The organism is Rhodoferax ferrireducens T118, from assembly GCF_000013605.1.
Taxonomy (GTDB): domain Bacteria; phylum Pseudomonadota; class Gammaproteobacteria; order Burkholderiales; family Burkholderiaceae_C; genus Rhodoferax; species Rhodoferax ferrireducens.
The window spans coordinates 817,799-841,740 of sequence record NC_007908.1; the positions used below are offsets into that span (position 1 = coordinate 817,799).

Below are 23,942 nucleotides of genomic sequence, written 5' to 3' on the forward strand. Positions count from 1 at the left end.
AAGGACGTGACAACGCAGTAGCCTGGACTACATTAGCCACCATGAACCCTTCTCCTTCGACCCAGAAATTCACAACGGGGCCGACGTCCGGCACAGGGCTTTCTGTGGAGATACGACGCTTTTCGGCCGGCATGCGGGTCATCACCGCGCTGCTGTGTACCGTGCTGTTCTTCTCAACCGAAAACAATATCGACGCCAGGGTACTTGCGGTTTTGTTGGTGTATGGCTTGTGGTCTGCGTGGCTGCTCTGGGTCGAAGCCAGCGGGCGTGGGCTCCGATCCGCGCTTTGGTCGTACTGGATTGATGTCGCATGGTCATTGATGCTCATGAAGCTTTGGAGCGCTGGCGCCCTGCTGATGCTCATCACCTTGGTGCAACCCGTGGTGCTGGCCAGCATTGGGTACGGCATCACGCAAGGCTTGCTACTCTCGGCGCTGGCGACATCGGGCTTGATAGCCTACAACGGCAGTGACCTCATGAGCGGCCCCAGCCTCGGATGGCACCGACACATACAGATCATGATCATGCTGGCGTTGGCCCCATCGGCAGCCCTGATCGCGCGGCCGATGGGCATACGGTTCCGCTGGTCGACGCTGCTCAGCCAGCTCGAAGCCCAACTGGACCCGCGCCACGGCCTCAATCCGATTTGCGCCGAGCTGGTGGAACGCCTGCGTGGCGCCACCCAGGCCAATGTTGTCGCGCTCGTGTTGCCCAGTAGCCAGGGCGCTCCGGCGATGATCGCCAGCCGCGAAGACGGCAGTTTTCGCGCGAACGCGGAGGTCCACGCGCGCCTCGAAGCCTTGCTGGCGCAGATGCCGGCCTGCACCGTGAGCTACGTCCGGCGCCCCTGGTGGGACCCGCGACCCAGCACGCGGCTGCACGCCGACTTGCCCTTGCCCGCCGGCCTCTCGACCCCGCTCGCGGAGTTGGCCCTGACATTGGATGTGCGCTGTCTGCACGCTCTGTCGCTGACCCGTTATGCGCACCAGCACGGCCACATTGTGGTGGGCTACAGCAGCCAACGCGGCGCCGTTTATGACGTATCGGCGCTGGCCGACGTGGTCCCCGAACTGCTGCGCGTGGTCGAGCAGGCCGCGCTGGTTGACCAGTTGCAGGAGGAAAGTGCCGGCCACGAGCGGGCGCGTATTGGCCGCGACCTGCACGACAGTGCCATCCAGCCTTACCTCGGACTGAAATACGCGGTTGAATCCGTTGCCCTGCGCATCCCGCGCGACAACCCGGCCCGTGCCGAGATCGACTCATTGGCCGAATTGGTGAACGGCGAAGTGGCCGCGCTGCGTGAACTGATTTCGGGCCTGCGTACCGGCAACGACCAAGGTGACAACGCCCTTGTGCCCGCCGTGCGGCGGCAGGTGCGCCGGTTTTCGGTGCTGTTCGGCATCGACATCGTGCTCGAGTGCCCGGACAAGCTGCCCACCACCCGCGTCATGGCCAGTTCGCTGTTCCATCTGGTCAACGAGGTGCTCAACAACATCCGCAAACACACTGCAGCGCGCCATATCTGGATCACACTGTCCCTCCAGGCGTCAATGATCAAACTCGTGGTCCGGGACGACGCGGGTAGCCTGCGCGGGCACCCGGCTGATGACTTCCGCCCGGCCTCGCTCAGCGAACGCGTCGCGGAGCTGAATGGCACCCTGCACATCGGTCGCCCGGACGGGCTGAACACCGAGCTCGTGATACAGATTCCCCTCTAGCGGAACAAATACCCTCAAAACAACACTTGGCGACCATTTCTCCAGCCAAGCTGCCTTATTCATCTCCGCAACTGATTTTTATCAATTTGTAACCTCGAAGTTACACATTTAATCATTGCATATGAAGTCAATTTCATGGGTGCGCAGGTACTTGCGGGGGTCGCACTAATTGGACGGTGGTTTCAGGAGGAATAACAAAATGCAAATGAGTTTTGTGGATGCCCCACGTGCTGTGATCGATGCCCCGTCAAGGCCGATCAGGGTGTTTCTGGTTGACGACCATCAAATCACGCTTTGGGGCCTGCGACGGCTGATCGAAGCCACGAACCCGCGCATGGAGGTGGTCGGCACCGCCAGTTCACGCACCGAACTACTGAACCATGACGCCGCCGCCACCGCAGACGTCATCCTGCTCGACCTTGATCTTGGTGGTGAAGACGCGGCCGCCTCGCTCGCCGACCTGCGCCAGCGTTGCCCTGGGCGGGTGCTCGTGCTGACCGCCAGCGATGACCCTGCCCAGCACCGCGCCGCCATGGTGAAGGGCGCGCGCGGCGTGATCCACAAGTCAGAGGCGGCGGAAACCATTCTGCGCGCCATCGAGAAGGTCAACAACGGCGAAGTCTGGCTGAACCGCGCGCTGCTCGGTGAAGTGCTCGGCATGCTGACTGACGACAGCCCCGCGGCAGCGCCGCGCCAGGCCGACCCCGACGCGCAACGTATTGCCAGCCTGACGACCCGCGAACGGGAGATCGTGGTCACCATGGTGCACTGCGCCGGCGCCAAGCAGCTCGCGGTGGCCGACGAACTCAAAATGAGCGAACATACCCTGCGCAACCACCTAACCACCATTTACGACAAACTCGGCGTGCGCGGGCGGCTGGAGTTGCATGTTTTTTCCACCATGCATGGGCTTGGTGCGGCGACAGGCAGAGCGTGTGGTGCATGAGCTGATGGCGTGATAAAGCTCCTGTCGGGGCAGGGACAAATCGCCTATGGGGCGCCGCGCATTCTCACTGGCACGGCGCTTTTCTAATTCTTAGGATCAGGCCATCAGTTGGCCATGCAAAGCAGCAAGATCGGACCCTGCTTGACTCAATGGCTGGCTTTCACATATTGCGCCGGGTCTGAAATCTTAGGGGGAATCTCATGCGAAAAATAGTGGCAATCTTGGCGGTTCTACTGTCAGCAGTCTTGGTTGGATGCGGGGGAGGGAGCGATAGCGGCCCCGTTGCCTGCAGAGCTACGATGGCAAACCCTGACCTCTGTCTCACTGGCGCTACGGCTTCGGTTGGAGCGGCCGCATCAATCAAATTTATTTCCGCGGACACAACCAATATTGCGCTCAAGGGCACCGGGGGCTTCGGACGCCAGGAGTTCTCGACCCTCAAGTTCCAGGTCTTTGACAATGCGGGGAAACCGGTTGCAGGCACACCGGTCAATTTCGTGTTCTCCGACTCCAACGCCGCGCAAACGGTGGGCGGGCTCACTTTGTTGCCCACTGCCACCTCCGCTCTCGATGGCTCCATGACGACGGTGGTTTCAGCAGGAACAATTCCCACGTCGGTCCGCGTTGTTGCTTCGATTAGCGGGGGGATTACAACCCTCTCCAATATCCTGGTGATTTCAACCGGCGTGCCGGATCAGAACCACTTTTCTCTGGCCACCGAAACTGGCAATTGCGAGGGAAGGGATGTGGATCAGACCTGCAGCTTCGTCACGGCCACTTTGGGCGATCATTTTGGCAACCCCGCTCCTGATGGCACGGCAGTCAATTTCACCACTAGCGCGGGGGTCATAGGCGCCTCGTGTGTCACGGGATCGCTCCCGCCTCCCGGTGCGACTCCGAACATCTGTACGCCTCAAACTTGTCAGACTACAAATTCAAAAATCGGCCCAGGATCGGGAACCTGCACTGTGTTGCTGCGAGCAAGTAATCCACGGCCGGCAAATGGGCGCGTGACGATTCTTGCCTATGCTGTGGGCGAGGAGAATCTTTTCGACGCCAACGGCAACAACGTGTATGACTCCGTTGATACCTTCACCGATAAAAGCCCGGACATTTTTCGCGACGACAACGAGACTGGCATATGGAGTCCAGGCGAGCCATGCATCGGACCCAACCTGAATGGTACTTGCAGCACGCTCGGCGATGGCAAGTACAACGGCGTGCTGCGTAGTCCGCAGGTTCCAAGTGCGCAGACCTTGTATGTCTCTGCTCAGCTTGTGCAAACATTTTCTGGCAGCCATGCCCTCGTCAGTTTCAATCCATCGGCGCTGTCGTGCCCGGCTGGCGGCACGGCAGTCGTTCAGGTGGCCGTCACGGACGAGATTGGAAATATCATGCCCGCTGGCACCACCATTGACCTCAGCACGGTGTTTGGTACGGCCGTTGGTACAGTGTCCCCTGCCAGCATCAAGGTTCCAAACGTCGTTCTCGCCGTTGGTCAACCGCTGACTATCCCGACCTACCCCGTGACCGTGGGCTGCCCCAGCCCGGCAGCTAGCGGGCAATTATTTGTGACTGTTACGTCGCCAACCACGGCGACCATAACGCGTGCCAGTGCTCCAATCAATTGAGAATTTGCTTTGAGAAGATAGGGCTGGCAGTGCGGGGCATGTCGCAGTTCTGCATGGTGGCGCGGTGTTTGCGTGAAGACACCGCGCCGGATTGGACACCACGTTGCCAAGCCCATGGCCAGTTACGCCAGAGCCGTCTGCCGACACTTATTCACCAGACTTCGCGCTTGCAGGGGGATTAACCTCCTAGGCTCTCCCGCCGCATCCTCCCATGGCCGTCGCGCCATCGCAGATCGATCATAGTGCCGGAGTGTCAGACGCAGCGTTACCAACTGGGACAGTATGCAAAGCACACGAACAGCGCGAATTCATCTACCCGTGATCAAGACTGCGGGTCGGCTCGGCTTTGCCTGGACGCTCACGTGGATCGTGATCAGCATCGATGTCCTGTGGCTGCTGCTTGCGGGGTGGTCGGTGTCTGGGCGCGGCATTGCCGTGCTTACGCTGGCAATCATGGTCTTCCGTGCTCCGCTTGCAATCGGCCGCTATCGCAGTGATCTGCGCATTCGCGTCACTGCGCGCGCGGCTGTCCTTCTCATTGTGTTCATGGCGTCGGCAGCGACGCTGAGCTACCTGGTCACCAGCACCAACGCCCCTCTGGTTGACGCGCCGTTGGCAGCGTGGGATCGCGCCCTCGGCTTCGACTGGCTCGCGCTGCATGGCTGGCTTCAGAGCCACCCACCGGCACAAACCACCCTTCACATCGCTTATCAGAGCGGCCTGATCCAATTGGCATTTGTCATCCTGTTCCTCGGTTTCAGCGCCCGGCCAGCGCAGCTTGACGAATTCATGCGCCTGTTCATCGTCGCGACGGTGTTGACTATTCTCATGTCGGGTCCGTTTCCTGCGGCGGGGGCGTGGAAACATCATGCGCTAGCCGGCCCGTTCGACCTGTCGTCCCTATCCCACTTCGAGCTGTTACGTGACGGCCGCATGCGCGACATCCCGTTGCGCGACATGCAGGGGCTTATTTCGATTCCCTCGTTGCACACAGTAATGGCTGTGCTACTCGTGTATGCCATGCGCGGAACAGGCATCCTGCTGTCGGTATTCATCGTCGTCAACGTCGCCATGCTGGTGTCAATTCCGGTCGACGGAGGTCACTATCTCGTCGACGTGATTGCCGGTGCCGCGATGGCTTTCGGGTTGATCGCTCTTGAACGTCGGCAAAGCACGCGTCCTCACGCAGTAGCAAACACGACTCTGCCTACTACCCTGAAGGAGGTCAACCGATGAATACGACCACGGTCCCGCTGTCCCGCGAGCCGGCAAGCAGCGCATCAGTGCCGAACCGGCAGGTTCGTGTCCTGTGTGTTCTGTTCTTTTTCTCCGGCTTCCCGGCGCTCATTTATCAACTGGTATGGCAACGCGCCTTATTCCGCATCTTCGGTGTCAACATCGAATCGGTGACGATCGTCGTCACCGCATTCATGCTCGGCCTGGGCCTGGGCGGCTTGGCCGGCGGCTGGTTGTCGAAACGTCGAGGCATACCGCTACTGTTGTTGCTCGCGACCATCGAAACATTGACCGGCGTGTTCGGGCTGTTCTCTCTGTCGATATTCGAGCGAGTCGGCGACATCGTCCTCGGTGCGCCATTGCCCCTGACTGCACTGGTGACCTTGGCTTTGGTCATTGTGCCGACGCTGTTGATGGGCGCCACGCTGCCGCTGCTCGTTGGCCACCTCGTGCGGCGTTCCGGCAACGTCGGCGCCTCGGTCGGCCAACTCTATTACGTCAACACCCTGGGTGCGGGCGCTGCCTGCCTCGCCTGTGCGGTCCTGTTGTTCCCGCTGCTCGGCATGCAGGGTTCGGTGCTGGTGGCCGTGGCATTCAACGCGGCTGTCGCGCTGGGGGCCGTCGCTGCGCATACAGCCGATCGGCGCAATATGCCCCACACCCTAACCGACTCCAATCCGACCCGATCAACAGCCGCGTCTCGCACCAGCCTCCCATTTGCGGTCGTGCTCGCGATGTCGTGTGTGGGCGGTCTGGTGTCGCTGTCGTACGAGATCTTCTTTTTCCGCGCAATGTCCTACGCCAGCGGGAGCAGTTCTTTCGCGTTTGCGACGACCCTCGGTGCCTTTCTGGTCGGCCTGGCGTCTGGTGCCCGGCTCGGCGGCGAAGCTTGCAACGACGTGGACGGTGACGTGCTGTTGCACCGAATGCTGCGCAGCCTGCTCGCGGCCAGTCTGATCGGGTTTGCGTTTCTACCCGTGCTCGGCCACCTCGCCTGGCTGGACCGCGCGATCCTCGGCGTGGGCCTGTTGTTTGTGTACCTGTTGGCACGTCAATGGGGCCTGGTACTGCCCTGCCTTGCCCACCTCGGCGTGGCCGCTGACGCGCAGGCCGGCATGAGAACAGGGTTGCTTTACCTTGCGAACATTCTCGGCGCCGCGACGGGTTCGGTGCTGACCGGTTTTATCTTGATGGACCACCTGAGCCTGGTCCAGGTGGGCCAACTGCTGGTCGCCGCAGCATTCGGATGCGCGCTGATTCTTGGCCTGGCGATCACGGCGTCTCGGGGTATCAAATTCAGACGTTCGAGCGCCATCGCAGTGGTCGCAGGCTTGGCCGTTCTGGCGCTGCCCGCAGCCAGCGAAAAAGTCCTGGAATCGCTTCAGTGGAAGGGCGCACCCGAGAGCAAGACGCCATTCGCGGCGGTTGTTGAGAACCGCAGCGGAATCGTCACCGTTGATCGCACGGGCACAGTCTTCGGCAACGGCGCCTACGACGGGCACTTCAACGTCGAACTGACCTACGACGTAAACGGCATCGTACGCCCGTACGCGCTCAGCCTGTTTCATGCCGCCCCGCGCGATGTGCTGATGATCGGCCTGGCTTCAGGCTCTTGGGCGCAGGTATTGACCAACAACCCCGAGGTGGATTCGCTCACGATTGTCGAGATCAATCCTGGCTATGTCGGCCTGATCGCCGCCAACCCGAGTGTCAGGTCAGTGCTCACCCATCCTAAAGTCACGCTGGTGACGGACGACGGCCGCCGCTGGCTGCGAATGAATGCGCATCGGCACTTTGATGCGATTGTGGCCAACACAACCTATCACTTCCGTTCCAATGCGACGAACCTGCTGTCCGTCGACTTCCTCACATTGGTCAAGGCGCATCTGAACCCGGGTGGCATCCTGTTCTACAACACGACGGACTCAAGTCGCGTTCAGCGCACAGGCTGTACAAGCTTCGCGCACGGAGCACGTTTCACGAACCACCTGGTCCTGTCAATGACACCTATCGACTGGAACTTTGCGCGCTGGCGCCGCACGCTGGAGGCCTACCGCATTGATGGTCGACCGATGCTCAACCCGGCGCGCGCCGAGCACGCGCAAGGTCTGGCGCGACTAATGGCACTGGAGAGCCAGACGCACCCCGATGGCGCGCACGCAGCCGGCGAATGGATCGAACACTGCGCGCAGGTTTTGGCGCGCACGGCTGGCCAGGACCTCGTCACCGACGACAACATGGGTACCGAATGGCGCCACGTCTGGGAGAAACAATGAACACACCATCGAATGAACCCGTTCGCGCGAACATTGTTCCACCCTTGGTCGAGGGCAGGCTGACTGAATGGCTGCTGCGCACCTTTGCGCTGCTCGTCATGGCATTCATCGTCACCCGCTGGGGTTACGCATGGTGGATTAATCCATCGCGCTGGACTGCGCTGCTGCTGCTGGTCTCCGAAGGCTATACGCTCATGCTGGTGCTGCTGGCACGACGCGCCACGCATCGTGACCTGTCGGTTATGGCCATGGTGGCGACCATTTATGCGGTGTGCTATGTCGTGCTGCTGGCCCCGCAAGGAACCGCACACCTCGCGCCGGAGTGGGTAGGCGCCGCGCTGTTACTGGCTAGCATGGCATGGCAGTTCACGGCCAAAATCGTTTTGGGCCGCTCGTTCGGTCTACTGCCGGCCCAACGCGGCCTCGTGATGGTGGGGCCGTACCGCATCGTGCGCCATCCCATTTACTTTGGCTACCTGATCGGCCACATCGGCTTTCTGCTTGCCAACTTCTCGTGGCGAAATGCTGCGGTGCTGGCCTTGTTGTACGTCGCTCAGGTGGTTCGCATCCAGCGCGAGGAGGCCATGCTGGCATCCAGTGACGCCAACTACCGGCGCTACCAGCAACGGGTGCGCTGGCGCCTGCTGCCCCTCGTGTATTAGGCGACTGCGCGGTGGCATCTAGGAGCAAACTCCCAGCATCCGGTGCTCACTCCTCCCATGCCAAACACGCCAGATTTACCTAGCATGCCTGTATGTCGCCACCACCCGTCCTCAGCACCGTATTCGCAAGCGTCATCGCGCCCATTGGTGTGCTCGTAGTAGATGACCAGTTGGCGGTGCGCGAGGGGCTGGCACGGCTGATTGCATGCGCGCCGATGGCGCTGCGCTACGTGAGCACTGCAGCCACCGGTGCCGAGGCCTTGAGCGCAGCCGCCAGGCTGCACCCTGACGTGGTCGTGCTGGACGTTGACTTGGCGGGCGAAGACGGACTGGCGCTTATCCCGCAGCTAGCACTGACTGCTGGCGTGCTGGTGCTTACCAGCCATGGCGATCCGCTCACCCGAGCCCGGGCCACGCGACTGGGCGCACGCGCCTTCATCGAGAAACACCAGCCGGCCGCCGACTTGCTTGGCTCAATCGCAGCTATCTGCCGCCTGCCAGCGCGCGGCGAGGGGGAGGAAGCTCCCAGCCGGCCCGGGACAAGCTCCCCCCTGCCGATGACGCCATTCTCCGATGTGCAAGCGCCGCGTCCTTACTAAAGTCAAGGCCATGAACACCAGCACGCAAAGTTTCGCCGAATGGCTTATCGATGAGTCGGGTGTCACGGCCATGGAATATGGCCTGCTGGCGGCGTTGATCGCGGTGACGATCATCGGCGCGATCAGTGCAACTGGTACATCACTCACAACAATTTACGACTACTGGAGCGAGACCGTGATCGCCGCGCTCTAGACAGGAAAAACGCGAATCGCTGGTCGGCGTTACAGCAACAGGCCAGCAGGGTATTGATCCGGCCCTTTCGGATCGCAGGCAGGCGCTGCAGAGCGTCGTTTTTCTCACCGCAAGGAGTTGATCATGCAAATCGTTCATTTCATCCAAAAGTTTGTCCGCGAAGAAGAAGGCGTCACCGCGATCGAATACGGTCTCATCGCCGCGCTTATCGCCGTCGTCATCATTGCGAGCGTCACGATAGTAGGGACCCAACTCGCGGTGGTATTCGGCAAAGTTTCGGATGCCCTGATTGGGTCCTAACGCCGCTCAGCCAAGGCGGAGCCCTCGGGTCTACGCCTTGGTTGACCATCGGATTTTTATGCCCATCGATTGCCATCATGATCCACACGCTGCTCGCCGTAATGTTGCTCACTGTTGTCATTGCTGACCTGCGGTCGCGCCGCATCCCTAATACGCTGGTGCTCACGGGCCTTGTCCTCGCGTTCATCGCCCATACCATCGCACTGGCCTCGGGCTCTGTGCCTCTCGCTGGCTCCACTTGGTGGGCACCCTTGGCCGGGCTGCTGACCGGCCTGCTGCCGCTAATGCCGCTGTATTTCCTGCACGCAACAGGTGCAGGCGATGTCAAGTTGATGGGCATGGTGGGCGCCTTCGTCGGTGCTCCGACGGTGCTCTCAGCCGTCCTCTACACCCTTGTCGCCGGCGGCCTGCTGTCGCTGGTCTTTATGCTCGGCCGCGGCGTGGCGGCGCAGACGCTGGCCAACGTGCGTTTTCTGCTGACCGACTGGGCGCTGCGCGCCAGCAGCGGCCAGGGTGCGCGCCTCGCGCCACTGCAAACCACAGCCGCTCGTCTGCCCTATGCCGTGGCCATCGCGCTGGGCACTGGCGCCGCCTTGCTCTGGCCCCTCGCCACACCCTGAACGGCACCGCACCATGAACCTGCTGCAATTTCCCGCCACACAGCCTCGCTCCCTGCAGGACATCCGTGCCACGCTGCCGCACGCGCCGCAGACGCTGGAGGAAACCGGCCTGTCCACCACCTTCCTGGTCGAGCTGGTCGCCAAGACCATGTTCCAGCTCGGCCTGACCCGGCTCACTGAACTCAGCGCCCAGTTGTGCCTGGCCGGCACCGTGGTCGAAGCAGTGTGCCTCTTCATGCGCCGTGAATCGCTGCTGGAAGTCACGCGCCGCGGCCAGCACGAGGCTGATGTTGAATTCGATCTCACGCAGGCTGGCCGGGCGCGCGCCGCCGAGTGGCTCACCCGCAGTTCCTACGTCGGCGCAGCGCCGGTGCCGCTGGAGGTTTACACCGAGCGGGTGCGCGCCCAGTCGGTCACCAACCAGGCAATCACGGCAAACCAGGTGCACGCGGCATTTGCCGACCTGGTGGTCCCCGAGCGCCTGATTGACCTGCTGGGCACCGCCGTCAATTCGGGGCGACCGATTCTGTTGTATGGCCCGGCGGGCTCGGGCAAGACCTACCTGGCCGAGCGCCTGCAGCGCCTGATCACCGGCGCCGTGGCGATCCCCTACGCAATCAGCGTGCATGGCGAGGTCATCCGGGTCTTTGATGCGCAGTGCCATCGCCCGCTGGTGGTGGACGGCGCGCCGCGCGCGGCACTGGATAACCGGGCCCGCCCCGACGCACGCTGGGTTTTGTGCGAGCGGCCCTGCATCGTGTCGGGTGGCGAGCTCACGCTCGAAATGCTCGACCTCAGCTTCGACGGCCGTGCCGGCTACTACGAGGCGCCGCCGCACTTCAAGGCCAATAACGGCTTGTTCATCGTGGACGACCTCGGCCGCCAGGTGATCTCGCCGCGCCAGCTGATGAACCGCTGGGTGGTGCCGATGGAGCGCCGCCACGATCACCTGATGTTGCGCAATGGCGGCAAGTTCACGATTCCGTTTGACATGGTGTTGGTGTTCTCGTCAAACCTGCGCCCGGCGCAGCTGGAAGACGCGGCGTTCCTGCGCCGGCTGGGCCACAAGATCGCGATCACCGCCGTGTCACAAGCTGACTACGCACTGATTTTTGAGCGCGCCTGTGCGGCCGAGGGCATCGCCCACGACCCGGCAGCATTTCGGGCGCTGGTGGACGGCTATCACCAGCCGCAGGGTCGCCCGCTGCTGGCGTGTTACCCGCGCGACCTGCTGCACCTGATCGCCAGCCGCGCCCGCTATCTGGAGGTGCCGGCCGAGCTTTCCGTCGAGCTGCTCGACTGGGCCTGGCAAGCATATTTTGGCAACGAGGCGCTGATTGAAGCGGCGTCTGAACCTGGGAGTCCGTCATGAGATCACGTGGCATATTAATGCTGTTTATTGCGGTCATTGCGGGCTTGGCCGCGGTATTTCTGGCGACGCGCTGGATGCAGGGCCAGGGCGGCGAGGGCGGGCGCATCGCGGTGGCGAACACCGACATCGAGCTCGGCGGGCGCATCTCGCCCGAGATGATTCGCATGGCCGACTGGCCCCTGGGTAGCACGCCCACCGGTGCCTACAAGGAGGCTGCCAAGCTCGAAGGCCGGGTTGTCCTGGTGTCGATGCAGCGCGGGGAGCCGCTCATTGAAGCGCGGCTGGCGCCAATCGGCACCAAGGGCGGCTTGTCTGCCGTCGTGCCACAAGGCAAGCGCGCCATGACTGTGCGCGTGAACGATGTGGTTGGCGTGGCCGGCTTCGCGCTGCCGGGCACGTTCGTTGATGTGATGGTCAACACCCAGGATGAAGGCGGCCAGCGCAACGACCGCGATCGCTCGGTCTCAAAAATTGTGCTCGAACGCATCCTGGTGCTCGCCGTGGCCCAGGAGGCCGACCGCGACTCCACCAAGCCCAGGGTGGTGAATGCGGTGACGCTGGAAGTCACCCCCAGGGACGCAGAGATGCTCGATCTGGCGCGCAGCGTGGGCACCTTGTCGCTGGTGCTGCGCAACCAAACCGATCCGAAGGGGGTCGCTGCCACGGGCGGCGCCACAAAGGCCGAATTGCTCGGCCTGGCCAAATCTGAACCCGCCAAACCAGCCGTTACGCCATTGGCCCCGGCACGCCATGTCGTGCGTCGCGTCGTCGCCCCAGCTGTGGCGGCTGCGCCGGCGCCATCCAAAAATTGCGTTGAGATCATTCGTGGCCTGAGCAAGGTGACCGAGTGTTTCTGAATCATCACCCACAACAACACCAAACCGGGAGAATGCTGATGTCATCACCCACACGCGCTATGGCCATCGCCAGCATGGCACTGGCAGCAGGCCTGACCTTTCCTGCGCCGGGCGCTACGGTACAAGCCGGCAAAGCGACGGCGGCGAAGCTGCCTGCGCCTGCCACTGCGCCTGCGCGCCAGGCGCTCTCAACGACCGGACTATGCTCGCGCGTCAACATTGCGCCCGCGGTGCTGATTCCGGTGGGCAAGTCGACTGTTTTGCGACCGAGTTCGCCCGTCACCCGCATCCTGCTGGGCAATCCCGAAAACGCGCGTGCCGCGCGCCCGGCCGATACCCCCGAGGGTAAAAAAGAGGAAGGGGTCAAGACGCCGTCCGTCAACACGCGCCCCGGCGTCGCCGATGTGGATGTGCTGTTGCTCGCACCGACCGAGGTTTACCTGCTCGGCAAGACCATCGGCACGACCAATGTGGTGATGCTTGACCGCGACGGCACCTGCACGGCCTTCGATGTCGTCGTCGCCATGGACACCATGGCATTGCAGGCGGTGATCGGCCAACTGCTCCCGATCGAGAAAGAGATCAAGGTCACATCGGCTTTCGATTCGATCGTGCTGTCGGGCATGGTCTCCGACACTGAAGCGTTGACACGGGTGACCGACCTCGCCAATGCCTACGTACGCGGCCAGGATGGCGGCGGCCAAAGCAACCAGCGCGTTGTCAATATGCTGGAGGTGGGCGCGCCGCAGCAGGTGATGCTCGAAGTCAAGGTGGCCGAGATCTCAAAATCCTTGCTGGATCAGTTCGGCATCAACTTTTCCCGTGCCTACGTGCCGGGTGACGGTTCGATGATGCGTTTTTTGTCGGGCATCTTCGGCGGCGCTGTGGGTGCGATGGGCCAGATCAGCGGTACGGGCGCCAGCGGCGTGCCTTTCAGCTCGGTCGACGCGGTGATAGGTGGCACGGTGCCAATTGCAGGCGCCAGCGGTGGCAACGTGACGGTGACCTATGACGCCACCACGGGTCGGCCCACCTACACCACCAGCTACGGCACCGTACCGGGCCGCGGCGTGTCCAACGCGACGCTGAACATGCAAAAAAACGATGGTCTGGTCAAGGTGCTGGCCGAGCCGACGATCATGGCCATCAGCGGGCAGACCGGCAGCTTTCTGGCGGGCGGCAAGATATTCATCCCGGTGTCGAAGGACAATGGTAGCGGGGGGAGCACCACCACGCTGGAAGAAAAGGAGTTCGGCGTTTCGGTCAGGTTCACACCCACCGTGCTCGGTAGCGGACGCATCAACCTGCGCGTGCGGCCTGAAGTGTCCGAACTCAACGTTGCGGGCGTTCAGATCAGCAGCGGCGGCCTGAACGCGGTGCTGCCATCGTTCACCTCGCGCAAGGCCGAAACCACGGTGCAACTGATGGATGGCCAGAGCTTCGCCATCGGCGGCCTGATCAAGAACAACACCACGACCAACATCAATGCCTTCCCGTTCCTGGGCGAGCTGCCGGTGGTCGGTGCGCTGTTTCGCAGCACCGAGTTTCAGACTGACCGCTCGGAACTGGTGTTCGTGATCACGCCGCGTCTCGTGAAACCGCTGCCAGTGGGCTACCGGTTGCCCACCGACGGCTACGTGCCACCCAGCCGCAGCGAACTGATCCTGGGCGGCAAGCTGGAGGGCCAGCGCACCGATGACGCGGCCAGCGGCGACAACCCCGCCCAAGGCGGCTTCGACAAGGAGAAAAAATAATGCGCGACTCAAACCTCATCGCCGCGGCGGTCTGCCTGCTGGCGCTCGGCGGCTGCGCCGCCACAGCTTCGCCTGACTGGGACGCCCGTTTTGGCGACAGCGTGCGAATCCTGAAAGCGCAGCAGCTGATCGAGCCGGGTGCACCCGCAAGAAATGCGCAGGCGAGTTTAGCCACCGATGGCCGCACCGCTCGTGAGGCGATGGACCGTCACGTCGAAAGCTACCGCAGCCCGCCGCCCACGACCGTGATCAACATCGGCAACATCGGCACGGGGCGCTGAGCGCGACCAGACCGATATCACAAAGGCGCCATCATGAATCGCTCGTCTTGCCATCGCCCGCCAGTCCCTGGCCGACGCGCGCGTCAGCGCGGCGCGGTGGCGATTGTGGTCGGTTTGATGATGGCGGTGCTGGTGGGCTTTATTGGCCTGGCGCTCGACGGCGGACACCTCTACCTCACCAAGACCGAGCTGCAGAACAGCGCCGATGCCTGCGCGCTCGCAGCCAGCTATGAGCTCACCGGGGCACCAAGCATTGCGCCCGCTTCCTTTGCCAGGGCGGAAGCAGCTGGCCAGGCCGTGGGGCAGATGAACAAAGTCGATTTCCAGAATTCGGCCATTGCCAGCAGCGACATTGTTGTGAGCTTCGGCACCGATCTGAGCGCTGGTAACGCCGCCATCAAATGGGTCAATGCCGGGGCCGCGTTGCCCAGTTCGAAGTATGTGCGCTGCACGATCACACGCAGCAATATCATGCCCTGGTTTATGCAGGTGCTCATGCCCAGCTTAGACACGCTGACTGTCAGCTCGCTCGCGACGGCAACACTGGCACCAGCGCAAAACAATTGCGGTATTCCAATGGCAATCTGCTCAAAAGGGTCCGCTCCATCGTACGGCATGACTCCGGGCCAGTGGGTCAGTGGCTTCTTTGGCGCTGGTGGCGGCGTTACTGGCAGTTTCAACTGGATCGATTTCACTCCCCCGGCGGGCGGCACAAGCGAATTGGCAGCCCTGCTTACCGGCAATGGCGTCTGCACGCTCAACGTGCCGACTCCCGTGGGGGAACCAGGCGCCCTGGGCGCTGCAGCCGCCAAAGCATGGAACACACGCTTTGGCCTGTATCAAACCGGTTCCACCAATGTCACAACTGCACCGCCAGATTTCACCGGCTATTCGTATACACCGACCAATTGGCCTTCGAAGGCCAATGCGCTGGCCGACTTTCTCAGCCGACGCAGCGCACACGCAAGTTATGGCGCCACCGTCAGTGTCGGCAACACGATCACAGGTCTGGGCATAAACAACTCCTACAACCCAACCACTACCGTCGCTCAGCACACCTTGTATGGAGCCGACCGCCGACTGGTTACCGCACCGATTGTTGATTGCGGCGGTTGGGTGGCCAGCAACACGGTACCGATTCAATCTTGGGCTTGCGTGCTGATGCTCCACCCGATTGACGCCGTGGGTGACGTCGTTTACATGGAGTATGAAGGGCTGTCGAGCGCTTCAGGCAGTCCGTGCGCCACTTCCGGTGTTGCTGGTGATCTGAACAGCGTCGGTCCGATGGTGCCGGCTCTGGTTCAGTAGCGAGGTGTCTGACGTGAAAAAGCGCACTCTTCGTCATTCGTTCCAGCGAGGCGTGGCAGCCGTCGAGTTCGCCATTCTCTTGCAACTGGTGTTGGTGCCGATGATCTTGGGCACGACCGAGCTAGGGCATGCGATCTACAGCTTCAACACCCTCGACAAGACGGTGCGCGACGCGGGCCGCCACCTGTCGCAGCACGGACCGGGCGACGCGACCATCGCCGCCGAGGCCAAGTGCCTTGCCGTCTATGGCACCACCGACTGCTCCGGCTCGCCAGTCGCGCCCGGCTTGACAACGGCCATGGTGTCCATTTGCGACGCGTCGCTGTGCCCCGGCACGCATGCGAATCAGTCGACCGGCCTCGGATCGATCAACCTCGTTACCGTCAGCATCCCGAGCTACGCCTTCGACTCACTGTTCAAGTTCGTGATTCCAAACGATTTCTCATTCAACAACATCTCGGTCACGCTGAGGGCGCAACTGTGAACACGAGCAATTTTCCGTCGCGCCAGCGTGGTGTTGCCGCGGTCGAGTTCGCGATTGTCTCGTCGCTGCTCTTCACAGTCCTGTTCGGCGTGATGGAAATGGGGCGGCTGCTCTGGACCTGGAATGCCGCCGTTGAGGCGACCCGTTATGGCGCGCGCCTGGCCGTGGTCTGTGACCTGAACGACAGCCACATCAAATCTCGAATGATCAGCCGCCTGCCTTCGCTTGCGAACGGAAACATCGTGGTTACCTATCTGAATCCGCCAAACGCCGACAACACGTGTACCGCGGCGACCTGCAAGGCAGTCAGGGTGTCTCTTACGGGCTACACCCACAACACCATCATTCCCTTCGTGCCGTTGTCGCTGACGCTGCCTCCATTTGGAACAACGTTGCGCAAAGAGTTTATGAGTAGCACTTCGAACGAGGTCTGCCAATGAAAATCAAGCTCATCACCCCTGACCCGTTCAACGCCGAGGCGTGGACCGATGTCCTGCGCGTTGAGCCGGCGTTCGATGTCACGCCGATCGTGTGTGCGTTGCGCGACGTGAAGGTGATTTTTAATGGCAGTCGCCCCGACCTCGTGCTGGTCGAGACCGCTACGCCACAAGACTTCGAGGCGCTCGAGGCGCTGGCCAATGCCCACCCCGAGATTGACTACGTGCTGGTCGGCAACGAGCTCAGCCCCGAGTTTCTGTTGCGCGCCATGCGCGCCGGCGTGCGCGAGGTGCTGCCTTCGCCCGCGGCGCCTGAGGCGGTACTGGCGGCGCTGCGACGCCAGTTGCGCAAACGCGCGCCGGCTACCGTCTTGCCCGCCACGCACCACGCCGAGGTGCTCGCCTTGGTGTCGTGCAAGGGCGGTAGCGGGGCCACCTTCATCGCTGCCAACCTGGCCCATCTGCTGGCTGCGGGTGGGCAGCGCCAGGTTGCGCTGATCGACATGAACCTGCAGTTTGGCGATGCTGCGCTTTTTGTCAGCAGCCAAACGCCCGTGAGCAACGTGGCTGATGTGGCGCGCAACATCAACCGGCTTGACGCCGACCTGTTGCGATCCTCGATGACCGAAGTGGCGCCCGGCCTGTGGGTGCTGGCGGCGCCGGATGACCCGGCGCAGGCGACTGACGTGACGCCGCAGCATGTGCGGCAGATCGTTGAGCTGGCGCGCGAGATGTTTGACTTCGTGATCATCGATGTCGGGCGATCCTTGAGTTCGGTCACGCTGCAGGCACTGGATCTGGCTGACCGGGTCTACGCGGTGTTGCAACTGACACTGCCTTTCATCCGGGACGGCAAGCGCCTGCGCAATGTGTTTCGTTCGCTTGACTATCCCGCGCACAAAATTCAGTGGATCGTCAATCGCTACCAGAAGGGCAGCCAGTTCACCATCGACGACCTGAAGAAAACGCTGGCGATCAACCAAGTGATCACGCTGCCGAACCACTACGAAGCGGTGGCGGCATCGGTCAACCAGGGGGTTCCGGTCGAGCGCATCGCGCCGAACAGCACGATCGCCAGGAGTCTTCGCGAGCTTGCTGAGAATATCGCGCCGCCGCCCCTTGGCCAGGCCCGCACAGGCTGGCTGTCGGGTCTGTTCCACGGTGCACCGCAATGAAAGGAATGCCATGAGTTTGCGCGAAAGACTAGGGGCTTCGGCCCAAGGGTTCCCGCCAGCGGGCGACCCGGTGCCCGAAGATGCGGGGGCGCCGACCCGCGCGTACCAGGATACCAAGGCGCGCATTCATCAGGTGCTGCTCGGCCGCCTGGACCTCGAGGCGATGGAAAACCTGTCGCCCGAGAACCTGAAGGAAGAGCTGCGCCAGATGGTTGAGCGCCTGCTGCTTGAAGAGAACCTGGTTCTCAACGCCAGCGAACGTCGCAATCTGGTGCGCGACATCCAGTACGAGATGCTCGGCTTCGGCCCGCTCGAACCCTTGCTGGCAGACCCCACGGTGTCGGACATCCTGGTCAATACCTACCACCAGGTCTATGTCGAGCGCCGCGGACGGCTTGAGCTGACGGACATCAAATTCACCGACGACGATCACCTGATGAAGATCATTGACAAGATCGTCTCAAGAGTCGGGCGTCGCATCGACGAATCCAGCCCGATGGTGGACGCCCGCCTGCCCGACGGTTCGCGCGTCAACGCGATCATTCCGCCGCTGGCAATTGACGGCCCGATCCTGTCGATACGGCGCTTTGCGACCGTGCCGCTGAAGCTCTCCAACCTGATCGAGTACCGGTCATTGTCAGACGAGATGGCGCAGTTCATCGGCGCCTTGTCGCAGGCCAAGATCAATATTCTCATTTCAGGCGGAACGGGATCTGGCAAGACCACTCTGCTCAACATCCTGAGTGCCTTCATCAGCACGACCGAGCGCATCGTGACCATCGAAGACGCGGCCGAGCTGCAGTTGCAGCAGCCCCACGTTGTGCGTCTGGAGACGCGCCCGCCCAACATCGAGGGACGCGGCGAGGTGACGCAGCGCGCGCTGGTGCGCAACGCGCTGCGCATGCGGCCCGACCGCATCGTCCTCGGCGAAGTACGCGGCGCCGAGGCGCTCGACATGCTGCAGGCGATGAACACCGGTCACGAGGGATCGATGACCACCGTGCATGCCAACTCGCCGCGCGATGCGCTGGCGCGGCTGGAAAGCATGATTGCGATGGCCGGCGTGGACTTGCCCGCCAAGGCAGCGCGTGCCCAGGTGGCCTCGGCGATTGGCGTGATCATCCAGGAGAGCCGCATGAGCGACGGCACGCGCAAGCTGACGAGCATCCAGGAGGTCACCGGCATGGAAGGCGAAACCGTGACGCTGCAGGAAATCTTCATCTTCAGGCAGACCGGCGTCGGCCCCAATGGCGCGGTGGAGGGCCACTTCACCGCAACCGGCGTGCGCCCGCGCTGCTGGGACCGCTTGATAACACGCGGCATCAATCTGCCGCAAACCCTGTTCGAGCCGGTGCGGCACGAAGTCTGAAGGAGTTGCCATGGACCTGTCTTTTGTACTCTTCGCGGTTGTGGCTTTTCTGGCTGTGGTGCTGGCGCTCGAAGGTGTGTACAACGTCTGGGCCTCGCGCAGCAGCCCTGAGGCCAAGCGTATAGCGACACGGATCGAGGCGCTGGCCGGCGAGGCATCGGCGCCGGCGAGCATCGAGCGCACCCGTCAGCGCTCGCGCATGCCGCGTCTGAACGGCTTGTTGGGCGGCTTGCCCGCGGGCCGGCGCATGCAGCACTTCGTCACGGCCTCGGCGATGGCGGTCTCGGCGGCCGAGCTGATCGTGATGTCGGTCGCACTGGGTGCATTCGGATTGTTCCTGCCGGGGCTGCTCGGTAAACCGCTGATCTTCGGTGCGGTGCTGGGGTTGGGCTTGGCCGTGCTGCCCTGGTGGCGCGTTGCCAACCGGCGCCGCGTCAGGATTGAGCGCATAGAGCGCCAGTTCCCCGAGGCGCTGGATTTGATGAGCCGTGCGATGCGGGCGGGCCATTCATTCCCTTCCGCGGTCAAGATGGTGGCGGACGAGATGACGGATCCCCTGGGGCACGATTTCCGTGTCCTGTTCGACGAGATGAACTATGGCGTACCCACCAATGATGCACTGGCGAATCTGGCCGAGCGCGTGCCGGTGCCCGATGTGAGCTACTTCGTGGTCGCCGTGATGATCCAGCGCGAGTCGGGCGGCAACCTCGCGGAGTTGCTTGACAAGATTTCCCTGATCGTGCGCGAGCGCCTGAAACTGCTCGGCGAAGTTCGAACCCTGTCCGCCGAAGGCAAGCTGTCGGCCATCATCCTCACCGCCTTGCCCTTCGGCGTGGGGCTGGTCGTGAACCTCGTCAATCCGAAGTTCATGGCCGTGCTCTGGACCGACCCCGCGGGCTTGCGTATGGTCGGTTTGGCGCTTTTCATGATGCTGCTGGGCATTCTGTGGATGCGCAGCATCATCCGCATCCGGGTATGAAGGAGACACTTTGATGACACCGATCCAGCTCGCTTTTCTCGCGCTCATCTTCGTCGTCGTCGTCGCCGGCGTTCTTGGCGTCTCCGGCGTGATGCGCCCGAATGTCGCACGCCAGCGTCTGGCCGGGCTGGTGGCCGACGCCCCGCCGCGACCGCCGATCCAGCACCGCTGGCTGCACTGGATCGCCGATGCGACGCGCCCCATCAGCAAGCTTTCGATGCCCGAGGAGGGCTTTGAGAAGTCGAGCCTCAAGCTGCGCTTTGCCCACGCCGGCATTCGCAACGCCAACGCCGCATCGGCGTTCTTCGGCATCAAGACGCTGTTGACCCTGGGTTTGCCCTTGGTCGCGTTCGCGCTGCTCACGTTGTCAGGCTCGCCACTGAAAGGCAACACCTTGCTGCTCGTCATGCTGGCGCTGGCCGCGTTGGGCTACTACGGCCCCAACCTGGTTTTGTCCCACTTGGTCATGGTCAGGCAGCGAGAAATATTCGAGTCTTTTCCCGATGCCCTTGATTTGATGACGGTCTGCGTGGAGGCCGGTTTGGGCACTGAGGCCGCGATGATGCGCGTGGCCGATGACCTGCAATTCAAGAGTCCGGCACTTGCAGACGAGATGCGTCTGGTCAACCTTGAGTTGCGTGCCGGCGCTGTGCGCGAGCGGGCCTTGCGCAACCTGGCCATACGCACCGGTGTCGAGGAGGTGGACGGCTTCGTCACCATGATCAGCCAGGCAGAGCGGTTCGGTACCAGCATCGCCGCTTCACTGCGCATCCATGCCGAGTTGCTGCGCACGCGCAGGCGCCAGCGCGCCGAGGAGGCCGCCGCCAAGATCGCGCTCAAGCTGCTCTTCCCGCTGATCTTCTGCATCTTCCCTTCGTTGATGGTGGTCCTGATGGGCCCCGCCATGATTCAGATTTATCGCGTTCTGTTGCCCACGATGGGCGGACACTGACTGGAGAATTTACGATGGACACCTGCCACCCTTGTTCAAGCTGTCATGCTCTGTCGGTGATGGCAATCGCCCTCGTCTTGACCGGATGCGCCGCACCCGTGCCCACTGTCTGGCGCGTGGCACCGAACTACCGCATCTCCAATTCGGGTCCGGACCGAGTCGCTGACAACGGTTACATGGCGTTGGCGCGCCAATACGAAGGTGAGCACCGCTGGCGTGATGCACGGGACGCCTGGCGCAAAGCCGCGCTGGAAGCGCCGCAAGACGCCGACGTCATGAACGCGCTTGGCATGGCCGAAGCGGGTCAGGGGCTGTACGGCAACGCGGTCGCGGCTCTGCGTCGCGCCGTGGCGCTGGCACCGCAGCGCGCGCCGCTGCTCAACAACCTCGGGTATGCCCTTTTGCTCGATGGACGCACTGACGAAGCGAAAGACGTCTTGCGGGAGGCACTGGTGCTCAATCCGGAGCATCGTTTGGCACGCAGCAACCTGAACCGCGTTGATCAGGTCGCGCTCAATGCAAGCCCGCCGGCAACACCACCCAAGGACACCTCCGCGACGTCTGATCTTGCGGCATCGACCCAGGCACCGCAATTGCAGAGCGTGCCCAACCTGGAGCCCATGCCACAGAGACAGGCCGGCTTGTCCGTTGTGGCAGCGGTGGCGATCCCGCCAGTCGCGTCGCCCGCCGTCCCTGTTGCAGAGGCGCCGCCGACCGTGGCGCCAACGCCACCCGTCACAGGGCGGGCCCGCGAGGTGCTTCAACCGCGTGTCGAAATCGCCAATGGCAACGGCGTTGTGGGCATGGCCGCGTGGCTTGGGGGGTGGATGCGTGCGCGTGGTCTGGTGCAGCGCACCGCTCTGACCAATGCGCGGCCATTCAACACCGCGACCACGGTGGTGCAATACCGGGTGGGATATTTCAGCGCTGCGCAGGCATTCGCCGAGCGTATGCCCTATCCGGTCAAGCTTGCCTCCGAGCCGGGCGGCGCACTGGGTGCCGATGTCAGGGTCGTGCTGGGGCGCGACTATCGTGCGGCCGCCCCATGCCAGCGTCGCTGCCCCGGTTACGACGCGACGACTCTGGCTAAAAACGGCCTCTAGCCCCCGATTTACGGTCGTCTATAACTACTAATTTAGTAGCGTAAAGGAGTCAGTGCGGGCCAGAGGCCAGTGCTGCTGGTAGACCAGCGGCAGAGCGCTCAAGTCATCTTGCAGCAAGGCCCCAAAGGGCAGCGGGGTCAGCAGCAACTGCGCCAGTGACTTGACCTGATGCTTTGCCGTGCGCCGCAGGATGTGGTGCGGCGTGATGTCGCGCGGCTGCACCAGCCCCGCCGCCTGCACCAGCTCCTGGAGCGCGCGCAGGGTTTGCTGGTGAAAGTTGTAAACGCGCTGCGCCTTGTCCGGCACCACCAGCGAGCGCTGGCGCAGCGGGTCTTGTGTGGCCACGCCGGTCGGGCACTGATTGGTGTGGCAGTGTTGTGACTGAATGCAACCCAAGGCAAACATAAAGCCGCGCGCACTGTTGCACCAGTCGGCGCCGAGCGCCATCAGGCGCGCCATGTCAAACGCGCTGGTGACCTTGCCGGCGCAACCCAGTTTGATCTGCTCGCGCAGGCCCGCGCCGCGCAGCGTGTTGTGCACCAGCAGCAGGCCTTCTTCCAGCGGTGCGCCCACATGGTCGGTAAATTCCCGGGGTGCGGCGCCCGTGCCGCCCTCGGCGCCGTCCAGCACCATGAAGTCGGGCGTGATGCCGCTGGTCAGCATCGCCTTGACCAGCGCAAACCATTCCCACGGGTGACCGATGCAGAGTTTGATGCCGGTCGGCTTGCCCTCCGAGATGTCGCGCAGCCGCGCCACGAACTGCAGCAGCTCCAGGGGTGTCGTGAAAGCGCTGTGCGCGGCGGGCGACACGCAGTCCACACCGGCGGGTACACCGCGGGCGGCGGCAATCTCGGGCGTGACCTTGATGGCGGGCAGCACGCAGGCACAGCCGGGCTGGGCGCCCTGGCTGAGCTTGAGCTCGATCATCTTGATCTGCGGGTCGCGCGCCTGGTTGGAAAACTTGTCGGCGTTGAACGTGCCATTGTCATTGCGACAGCCAAAGTAGCCCGAGCCGATCTCCCAGATCAGGTCGCCGCCGTGGACGCGGTGATGGCTGGAGATGGAGCCCTCGCCGCTGTCATGGGCGAAACCGCCGCGCCTGGCGCCGGCGTTGAGTGCCAGGATGGCGTTGGCACTCAAGGCGCCAAAACTCATGGCCGAAATGTTGAACACGCTGGCGCTGTAGGGCTGCGCCCGATCAGCGCCAATGGCGAGGCGAAAGTCGTGTGAATCCAGCCGCGTGGGCGCCATGGAATGGTTGAGCCATTCGTAGCCTTCGGCCTGCACCGCCAGCGCAGTACCAAACGCGCGTTGCTCGGATTGGGCCTTGGCGCGCTGCACCACCAGGGCGCGCTGGGCGCGTGAAAACGGGGCGGCTTGACGCCCACTTTCACCCAAGTCCTGGCGGCTTGCAGGCGGTAGATACGCCAGCATGAAGTGAAGATGGCCAACGATGGGGTAGTTGCGCAGCAAGGCGCGCCGGGTTTGCAGCAGGTCAAAAACACCGATGCCCACCAGCAGCAGAAACAGCAGCGCAACTGCGGCACCCTCACCCAAGGCCACCAGCGAAAAAATGGCCAGCAACAGGCCGAAGCCGCTCAGACCCAAAACGGTGTACCGAACCGGAAAGATCGTATTCAGATAGTCGAGCATGGCTGCGCTCCTTTCAAGGCCACCATACTAGCCGCAA

Annotated in this window: 23 protein-coding genes; 22 read left to right on the forward strand and 1 reads right to left on the reverse strand. The window is 62.8% G+C overall.

Annotated features, from left to right (window positions below):
• The first annotated feature begins 41 nt into the window (after positions 1-41).
• The 22 genes from RFER_RS03895 to RFER_RS04005 all read left to right on the forward strand — a co-directional run bounded on the left by RFER_RS03895 (position 42) and on the right by RFER_RS04005 (position 22,252).
• The gene (locus RFER_RS03895; protein ID WP_011463104.1) at positions 42-1,718 is read left to right on the forward strand and encodes a sensor histidine kinase; all 1,677 of its coding nucleotides are present in this window, start codon (positions 42-44) and stop codon (positions 1,716-1,718) included.
• 199 nt (positions 1,719-1,917) lie between these two features.
• Entirely contained in the window at positions 1,918-2,664 is a 747-nt protein-coding gene (locus RFER_RS03900; RefSeq protein WP_011463105.1) for a response regulator transcription factor, read from the forward strand.
• Between the two features lie 299 nt (positions 2,665-2,963).
• Positions 2,964-4,295, forward strand: coding sequence for a hypothetical protein (locus RFER_RS23910; protein WP_166485651.1), 1,332 nt, complete (start codon positions 2,964-2,966; stop codon positions 4,293-4,295).
• A gap of 318 nt (positions 4,296-4,613) precedes the next feature.
• Positions 4,614-5,531 (forward strand): phosphatase PAP2 family protein, encoded by a 918-nt coding sequence (locus RFER_RS03915; protein ID WP_244095796.1) that lies wholly within the window; start codon positions 4,614-4,616, stop codon positions 5,529-5,531.
• Entirely contained in the window at positions 5,528-7,807 is a 2,280-nt protein-coding gene (locus tag RFER_RS03920; RefSeq protein WP_011463108.1) for a fused MFS/spermidine synthase, read from the forward strand. Before RFER_RS03915 ends, RFER_RS03920 begins: the two co-directional genes overlap by 4 nt.
• Complete coding sequence (locus RFER_RS03925) at positions 7,804-8,469, forward strand: methyltransferase family protein (protein WP_011463109.1); 666 nt, start codon at positions 7,804-7,806, stop codon at positions 8,467-8,469. Before RFER_RS03920 ends, RFER_RS03925 begins: the two co-directional genes overlap by 4 nt.
• A gap of 92 nt (positions 8,470-8,561) precedes the next feature.
• On the forward strand, positions 8,562-9,068 hold the full coding sequence (locus RFER_RS03930) for a response regulator (RefSeq protein WP_011463110.1): 507 nt from the start codon (positions 8,562-8,564) through the stop codon (positions 9,066-9,068).
• A 10-nt stretch (positions 9,069-9,078) separates the two neighbouring features.
• Entirely contained in the window at positions 9,079-9,261 is a 183-nt protein-coding gene (locus tag RFER_RS03935) for a Flp family type IVb pilin (RefSeq protein WP_041790133.1), read from the forward strand.
• Positions 9,262-9,384: 123 nt separating this feature from the next.
• Complete coding sequence (locus tag RFER_RS03940; RefSeq protein ID WP_011463112.1) at positions 9,385-9,561, forward strand: Flp family type IVb pilin; 177 nt, start codon at positions 9,385-9,387, stop codon at positions 9,559-9,561.
• A gap of 77 nt (positions 9,562-9,638) precedes the next feature.
• Entirely contained in the window at positions 9,639-10,181 is a 543-nt protein-coding gene (locus tag RFER_RS03945) for an A24 family peptidase (RefSeq protein WP_041790135.1), read from the forward strand.
• 13 nt (positions 10,182-10,194) lie between these two features.
• A complete protein-coding gene (locus RFER_RS03950) occupies positions 10,195-11,553 on the forward strand; it encodes an ATP-binding protein (RefSeq protein WP_011463114.1) in 1,359 nt (452 codons plus the stop codon).
• Entirely contained in the window at positions 11,550-12,410 is an 861-nt protein-coding gene (cpaB, locus tag RFER_RS03955; protein ID WP_011463115.1) for a Flp pilus assembly protein CpaB, read from the forward strand. The genes RFER_RS03950 and cpaB overlap by 4 nt, the downstream gene beginning before the upstream one ends.
• Positions 12,411-12,448: 38 nt before the next feature.
• The gene (locus RFER_RS23295) at positions 12,449-14,164 is read left to right on the forward strand and encodes a type II and III secretion system protein family protein (protein ID WP_011463116.1); all 1,716 of its coding nucleotides are present in this window, start codon (positions 12,449-12,451) and stop codon (positions 14,162-14,164) included.
• A complete protein-coding gene (locus RFER_RS03965) occupies positions 14,164-14,445 on the forward strand; it encodes a hypothetical protein (protein WP_011463117.1) in 282 nt (93 codons plus the stop codon). Before RFER_RS23295 ends, RFER_RS03965 begins: the two co-directional genes overlap by 1 nt.
• Before the next feature lie 33 nt (positions 14,446-14,478).
• The gene (locus RFER_RS03970) at positions 14,479-15,753 is read left to right on the forward strand and encodes a Tad domain-containing protein (RefSeq protein WP_011463118.1); all 1,275 of its coding nucleotides are present in this window, start codon (positions 14,479-14,481) and stop codon (positions 15,751-15,753) included.
• Positions 15,754-15,766: 13 nt separating this feature from the next.
• The gene (locus tag RFER_RS03975) at positions 15,767-16,237 is read left to right on the forward strand and encodes a TadE/TadG family type IV pilus assembly protein (RefSeq protein WP_011463119.1); all 471 of its coding nucleotides are present in this window, start codon (positions 15,767-15,769) and stop codon (positions 16,235-16,237) included.
• Positions 16,234-16,677, forward strand: coding sequence for a TadE/TadG family type IV pilus assembly protein (locus tag RFER_RS03980; RefSeq protein ID WP_011463120.1), 444 nt, complete (start codon positions 16,234-16,236; stop codon positions 16,675-16,677). The genes RFER_RS03975 and RFER_RS03980 overlap by 4 nt, the downstream gene beginning before the upstream one ends.
• Positions 16,674-17,849, forward strand: coding sequence for an AAA family ATPase (locus RFER_RS03985; protein WP_011463121.1), 1,176 nt, complete (start codon positions 16,674-16,676; stop codon positions 17,847-17,849). The genes RFER_RS03980 and RFER_RS03985 overlap by 4 nt, the downstream gene beginning before the upstream one ends.
• A gap of 10 nt (positions 17,850-17,859) precedes the next feature.
• The gene (locus RFER_RS03990) at positions 17,860-19,218 is read left to right on the forward strand and encodes a CpaF family protein (RefSeq protein WP_011463122.1); all 1,359 of its coding nucleotides are present in this window, start codon (positions 17,860-17,862) and stop codon (positions 19,216-19,218) included.
• Positions 19,219-19,228: 10 nt separating this feature from the next.
• Positions 19,229-20,197 carry a type II secretion system F family protein gene (locus tag RFER_RS03995; RefSeq protein ID WP_011463123.1) on the forward strand — a complete coding sequence of 323 codons (969 nt, stop codon included), beginning with the start codon at positions 19,229-19,231 and terminating at the stop codon, positions 20,195-20,197.
• Positions 20,198-20,210: 13 nt separating this feature from the next.
• Entirely contained in the window at positions 20,211-21,149 is a 939-nt protein-coding gene (locus RFER_RS04000) for a type II secretion system F family protein (RefSeq protein WP_011463124.1), read from the forward strand.
• 59 nt (positions 21,150-21,208) lie between these two features.
• Entirely contained in the window at positions 21,209-22,252 is a 1,044-nt protein-coding gene (locus RFER_RS04005; protein WP_041790137.1) for a LytR C-terminal domain-containing protein, read from the forward strand.
• A 27-nt stretch (positions 22,253-22,279) separates the two neighbouring features.
• Here RFER_RS04005 and RFER_RS04010 read toward each other — a convergent pair whose 3' ends face one another.
• On the reverse strand, positions 22,280-23,905 hold the full coding sequence (locus RFER_RS04010; RefSeq protein WP_011463126.1) for an FMN-binding glutamate synthase family protein: 1,626 nt from the start codon (positions 23,903-23,905) through the stop codon (positions 22,280-22,282).
• Between the last annotated feature and the right edge of the window lie 37 nt (positions 23,906-23,942).